A 5,585-nucleotide genomic window follows, 5' to 3' on the forward strand; every position below is an offset into this window, starting at 1 on the left:
AGCTTCTGCTTAACTTCTTCAACGCTCTGGTGGGCTACAACTCGACTGACTCTTGCCATAACAGTGCTCGTTTCTCGGTTAACTGCACCCTACCCTAATTGTTCTTTAGAACGCAAGTTCGTATAACTTTGACAAAGTTGAAGATTTAGGATCCGGATTGACCACAAACATCACATCAGCATCGAGTAAGTTGAGCATTTCCAGCGAAATCATCTGTGAGAAACCATCGCTGCGTTGTGCAGCAGGTCGTTGTAACCCTGTTTCTGCAATAACTGCACCCATAAAAGAATCTTTGAGATAGATAGCTGCTGGCTGACCTGCACTGTAGTTATAAGATGTTGTAATTGATACTTCAGTTTGTTTAAGACGATCATTTCCCATGCGACGTTGAAACTCTTGTACGCGCTGTTGATAATCTTTGATAAGTTGCTCAGCTTGTTGAGTCTTATTCAAAGCTTGAGCGTAAAGCCTTAAATCTTCTTTCCATGCTGGATCTTCGGATCGAGCAATGACAGTTGGTGCAATTTGCGAAAGCCTATCGTAAATTTCTTCGTCCCATCGATTACCCAAAATCAAGTCGGGTTTGAGCAGTGCAATTTTTTCCAGGTTAGGGTGCGAATCGCCACCGATGTTTTCAATTCCTTTTATTTGTGCTTCTGGAAGTGAAAGGTACTCAAAGCTTGAAGATCCAATAGGTTTGACTCCGAGTGCTAAAGCAGCATCTAAGGGATTGGTATCAAGCACAATAATTCTCTGTGGATTAATAGGAACACAAGCTTCGCCGAGCAAATGTTTAATAGCTCGACATTCGGAAGTTGCTGAGTGTACTTTTGGGGTATTAGTGCGAACCTGACTAAAGCAAGCAGAAATTAGAAGGCAGAATATTAAGATCAAAGCTTGATAGCGACATCGGTTTTTCATCACGTCTTCGCAACGCATTCCCAAGAAAGTATTAAAATTGCCAAGAAACCGAACCGAGTAAAGTTAATGGTTCGCCAGGGAAGACACGTAAATCGCCTTCAGCAGTTTCAAAATAGCGAATATCAAACAGATTTCTGACGTTGAGGGCGACTCGGAATTGCCCTCGATTGTAGAAGAGCGCTGCATCGGTACGGAAATAACTCGGTAAACTAAATGAGTTGTCTAAATCTCCTTCACGTTCGCCAACATAAAATAGTCCTAAACCAAAGCCTAATCCTTGCAGCGAACCACTTTGAATTTCATATGTTGTCCAAATGTTAAAAGCGTGATTTGGTACGTTATTGATTTGATTACCAACATCATAGGTATTGTCCTCGGTAATTTCTGCATTGGTGTAGGCGTATCCTGCAATAATGTTCCATCCTGGTAAAATTTCACCAGTAACGTCTAACTCGATTCCTTGACTTTGTTGTTCTCCAGTCTGAATTGAGAAATTGGGATTTGTGGGGTCTTCGGTGAGGACGTTAGCACGAGTAATATTGAAATATGCGATCGTTGCAGCAATGCGATCGCTCAACTCTACTTTTGTTCCAACTTCATATTGAGTACCGCGTTCCGGTTCAAACAGCCTATTATCTAACCCTGAATCTGTAACCTGCTGAAATGAGCGGCTGTAGCTAGCATAAAGTGAAATCGGTTGAATTGGTTGATAAACAATACCGACGCGCGGGCTAAAAGCATCATCGCTTTGCGAACCTGTCAGTTCACCTTCTTCTTTTGTTCTTTGCTCAACCCAATCAAAGCGTCCACCCAACAACAGTTTTAAATTGTCCAGTAGTGTAATTTGATCTTGAATGTAAATACCGTACTGATCGGTATTGGTTGATGAAGGTGAAAACTCTGCAATCACATCTCCCACAGTGCTAGGGCTATAGACAGGGTTAAAAATATCAATTGGGCTGAGGCTGCGTTGTACATAACGAGATGCACTATTTAATGTATACAGGTCAAACCCAACTAATAACTGATGGCTAATAGCTCCTGTGTTGAAATTTCCAGTAATATCCGCATTCAAGACATAAGTATTCGTATCTTGTTGCTCAGCAACGATTAAGCCGCGTGTTAAAGTTCGGTTGTCTTCTAAAAGAGTATCGGGAAAAACTGAATTTTGCGGCTGTCGCAACAATGAAACGCGAAAATTGTTACGAATTTGCCAATTTTCATTTAAGCGATGCTCTAAACTGTATCCTAATCGTGTGGTACGAGGACTAACATAATCAATTGATGGTTCTCCCAGAAAGCGGCTAATTGGAAGTTCGCCATTGGGGTTAGGTAAAACAGTTCCCCTTGCTGGTAAGCCGCGATCGTTCGGTTGCTCGAAATAGTTATACTCAGCTTCTAAAGTCAAATCAGTATCATCATCAAGGCGTAGCGAAATTGTTGGTGCAAATCCGTAGCGTTCGATCTCAAAGAGATCAACGAATGTATCAGTTCGATATCCGTAAGCATTGAAACGATAGAGAACGTTATTTGCTTGATCTAAAGGACCTGATAAGTCAATTAAACCACTGTACGTATCAAAACTGCCTACGCTGGCTTCGGCGTTATAAAAAGGCGTGCTTAGAGGTTGCTTAGTAACGATATTAACCGTTCCACCAGGTCCACCTTGACTAAATAAAGCCGCAGCAGGTCCTTTGAGAACTTCCACACGCTCAATGTTTCCTACTCCAACTTGTGCACCTGCATTGCCGTCTTGTAGACCATTTGTAACAATATTGAAGCTGTCGAAACCGCCAAAACCTCGAATTCGGGGAGCATCAAATGCAGAGCGAGGAGACTGTTCAGATTGCACACCCGCTACATTTCTGAGCGCTTCACTGAGTCGCTGCACCTGTTGCTCGCGCAAAACCTGCTGTGGAACAATTTGAATCGAAAAGGGAATATCACGAGTTGGGGTATTGGTTCGTGTTCCGGTTGCTGTCTCTGGTATAAGATACCCGTCTTGTTCTCCTGTAACAACAATTTCAATCGTCTCATCTTCAGAAGCCGCTTGCGGTGCAATACTTAATAATAGTCCTTGGGCTACAGCGATCGCCTGTGCGGTTGGAGGTGCATCAACTCCCGTAATGGTGACTTGCACATTTTCACCTGGTAAATTCGTAACGCTAACCGATGCAACTCCTGCTGTTGGATCTATTGCTTGAAATTCCCCGTTTGGCAACGTCAACACCGCATTAGGAATATCTGCAATCAGTGCATTATCAATAACGCGCGTAACAGGTGTTACAAGTTGACCATTTGCCTCTAAAATGACTTCAATTCCTGCATCGGTAGGATTCAGTTGTACTGCTGTAATTTGGACTACTGCTTGTGCGATCGCGTCTTGCCATTCCTCAAGTGTCATCGCGGGTTGCGCCATCTCATCACGACGCAAAATCGGCGATTCTTCTGCCCATGCAGGTTGTGTCACGAGTGCGGTGACTACTGCTGCTAAGATTAACTGCTGTTGTCGTATCATATCCACACACCAAACCTCGGCTTAGCTGGCTAGCTTGCCAAGAATTAACAATTGCTAATACTTCTCAGGAAGATGATTTAGAGAATACGCGGTTTGGGCAGTTGTTTTCTCTTCAAGGCGGACTTTTTTCTCTTCGCGGCGGACTTTTTTGAGGGGTGAGGAGTGAAGGGCGAGTAGTTGAGGGCTAGACGAAACAATTACTAATTACCACTGATGCTATGACGACTTGCTAGCTGATAAGCTTTTGGACTTGTGCCAAATTTACGACGAAACGCGGCGTTGAAAGCTGTGGGACTTGCATAACCAACTGCTGTTGCGATCGCACTAATAGATCGTTGTTCGCTCAACAGTTGCCGCGCCTTTTCCATCCGACAATGATGTAAGTAACCAAAGACTGTTGTGTTGAAAACTTGACGAAATCCCTGCTTGAGTTTGCGATCGTTCAGCCCTACCTGACGCGCTAAAGTTAGTAGCGTTGGTGGATTATCAATTTGTTGAATGAGAATCTTCTTTGCTTCGTGAATGCGGTCAATATCATCCGGTTGCAATCGGATTCCTGGTGGAGTTTCAGAATTTATCTGTGCTTGGCTGAGAAATAGTACCAGAAGCTCAACAGACTTGCTTTCAAGATACATCTGCTTGAGCACTCCCTGATACGGACAACTGAGAATTTGTGCTAAAACCAATTGCATCGCGGGTGTAATCGTTTGGAATCGAGACACAGAATTACAATCGTCGCTTTCTACCATCCGTCGCAAGTCAGGAGGCAAAATATTTAAGGAATTGCTCACAATAGACTTAAATACCGCAGGTTCGAGATGAATATCAACTGCCAGTTTTGGTTCCTTAGCAAATTCTTGACAGTAAAAACCTCCTAAGCTAGCGTGTGCGATTAAGTAATGTTGTCCGCCAGTGACATAATCACCTTCCCAATATCTGTTTGTTGAAGAAAGATTAAACACAAACTCCAATTCTCGATAAGGCTCGCCTGTCGCTTCAGGCTGTGTGGTAATAACGGTTAAATCATCGTGAAAACGATAATTGTGTAGCGTTAGAGTAATACCATTGCGCAACTTAATGTTTCGCTTATACCCTTGTGCAAGTTGCGGTGGATACTCAATAATCCAATCGTCCTCATCCATTGCATCAGCACGATAAGCACGATCCCAATCTGTCCATAGTTCATCCCAACTTACTTCTGAGAGCGCGATCGCCATCTCTGATTCTCAACCACGATGTCAGTCATCAACTTTAGTCATTATGGTTTTTTTGAAAATTTGTGTCAATAGAATGTTGATTTGTTAATGAGCGATCGCAAACGTTACGATTACCTTATTGTTCCTCTAACAACCGGCTTGATGATGTCAACATTTACCCTCGTTATTGGTAACAAAAACTATTCCTCATGGTCGCTGCGTCCTTGGCTAGTATTGAAACAAATCGGCATAAACTTCTCAGAAATCAGAATTCCGCTTTACACTGCAACAGCGCGTCAAGAACTCTTACGTCATAGTCCAGCCGGAAAAGTACCCATCCTACATCACGGCGATATTACAGTTTGGGAATCTCTAGCAATTTGTGAATATGTAGCCGAATATTTTCCTGATGCATATTTATTACCACAAGAACCATCCGCCCGTGCTTTAGCGCATTCAATTAGTGCTGAAATGCACGCTAGTTTTTATAAATTACGTTACAGTATGCCTATGAATTGTCGCGCTCGTTTACCTGGATTAGGTATGCAGCCAGGCGTACAAGAAGATATTGATCGCATCCTTGATATTTGGAACAATTGCCGAAACAATTTTGGAAGCAGCGGCGATATGCTGTTTGGTAACTTCACGATTCCTGATGCAATGTTTGCACCAGTCGTTTTACGCTTTATGACATACGGTGTGAAATTAGATTCAACAAGTCAAGCGTATGCTGAGGCAATATTAGCGCTTCCTGCCATACAAGAATGGATAGCTGCTGCGCAGGATGAATCAGAAACTATTCCTGAATTCGAGCTTTCCAGTAAGTATAGCCTTACACAATCAGATTAGGACGTTATTATAGGGGCAGAGGAGAGTTGAGGAAGTGCCCATGCCCGCCCCCTACAGTTACGACCTGCGCCGCAAAGCGCTGGCGGCAGTGAAACACGGCG

The 5,585-nt window shown here is 43.2% G+C and carries 4 protein-coding genes; 1 reads left to right on the plus strand and 3 read right to left on the minus strand.

The features are described 5' to 3' along the window. Positions 1 to 105: 105 nt before the first annotated feature. The 3 genes from IQ230_RS25735 to IQ230_RS25745 all read right to left on the minus strand — a co-directional run bounded on the left by IQ230_RS25735 (position 106) and on the right by IQ230_RS25745 (position 4,656). Positions 106 to 921, minus strand: coding sequence for an iron-siderophore ABC transporter substrate-binding protein (locus tag IQ230_RS25735; protein ID WP_193935030.1), 816 nt, complete (start codon positions 919 to 921; stop codon positions 106 to 108). 31 nt (positions 922 to 952) lie between these two features. Further along, entirely contained in the window at positions 953 to 3,439 is a 2,487-nt protein-coding gene (locus tag IQ230_RS25740) for a TonB-dependent siderophore receptor (protein ID WP_193935032.1), read from the minus strand. Between the two features lie 200 nt (positions 3,440 to 3,639). Next, on the minus strand, positions 3,640 to 4,656 hold the full coding sequence (locus IQ230_RS25745; RefSeq protein WP_193935031.1) for a helix-turn-helix transcriptional regulator: 1,017 nt from the start codon (positions 4,654 to 4,656) through the stop codon (positions 3,640 to 3,642). 87 nt (positions 4,657 to 4,743) lie between these two features. On the opposite strand from IQ230_RS25745, the gene IQ230_RS25750 reads away from it, so the two are divergent. Further along, positions 4,744 to 5,484: a glutathione S-transferase family protein gene (locus IQ230_RS25750; protein WP_228055406.1), complete on the plus strand. Its 741-nt coding sequence runs from the start codon at positions 4,744 to 4,746 to the stop codon at positions 5,482 to 5,484. The last annotated feature ends 101 nt before the right edge of the window (positions 5,485 to 5,585 follow it).

The organism is Gloeocapsopsis crepidinum LEGE 06123 (assembly GCF_015207655.1).
GTDB lineage: Bacteria > Cyanobacteriota > Cyanobacteriia > Cyanobacteriales > Chroococcidiopsidaceae > Gloeocapsopsis > Gloeocapsopsis crepidinum.

Excerpts from the sequence above, each read along its gene's own strand:
- IQ230_RS25735 (WP_193935030.1), bottom strand. The coding sequence starts at position 921 with ATGAAAAACCGATGTCGCTATCAAGCTTTGATCTTAATATTCTGCCTT.
- IQ230_RS25740 (WP_193935032.1), bottom strand. The coding sequence starts at position 3,439 with ATGATACGACAACAGCAGTTAATCTTAGCAGCAGTAGTCACCGCACTC.
- IQ230_RS25745 (WP_193935031.1), bottom strand. The coding sequence starts at position 4,656 with ATGGCGATCGCGCTCTCAGAAGTAAGTTGGGATGAACTATGGACAGAT.
- IQ230_RS25750 (WP_228055406.1), top strand. The coding sequence starts at position 4,744 with ATGAGCGATCGCAAACGTTACGATTACCTTATTGTTCCTCTAACAACC.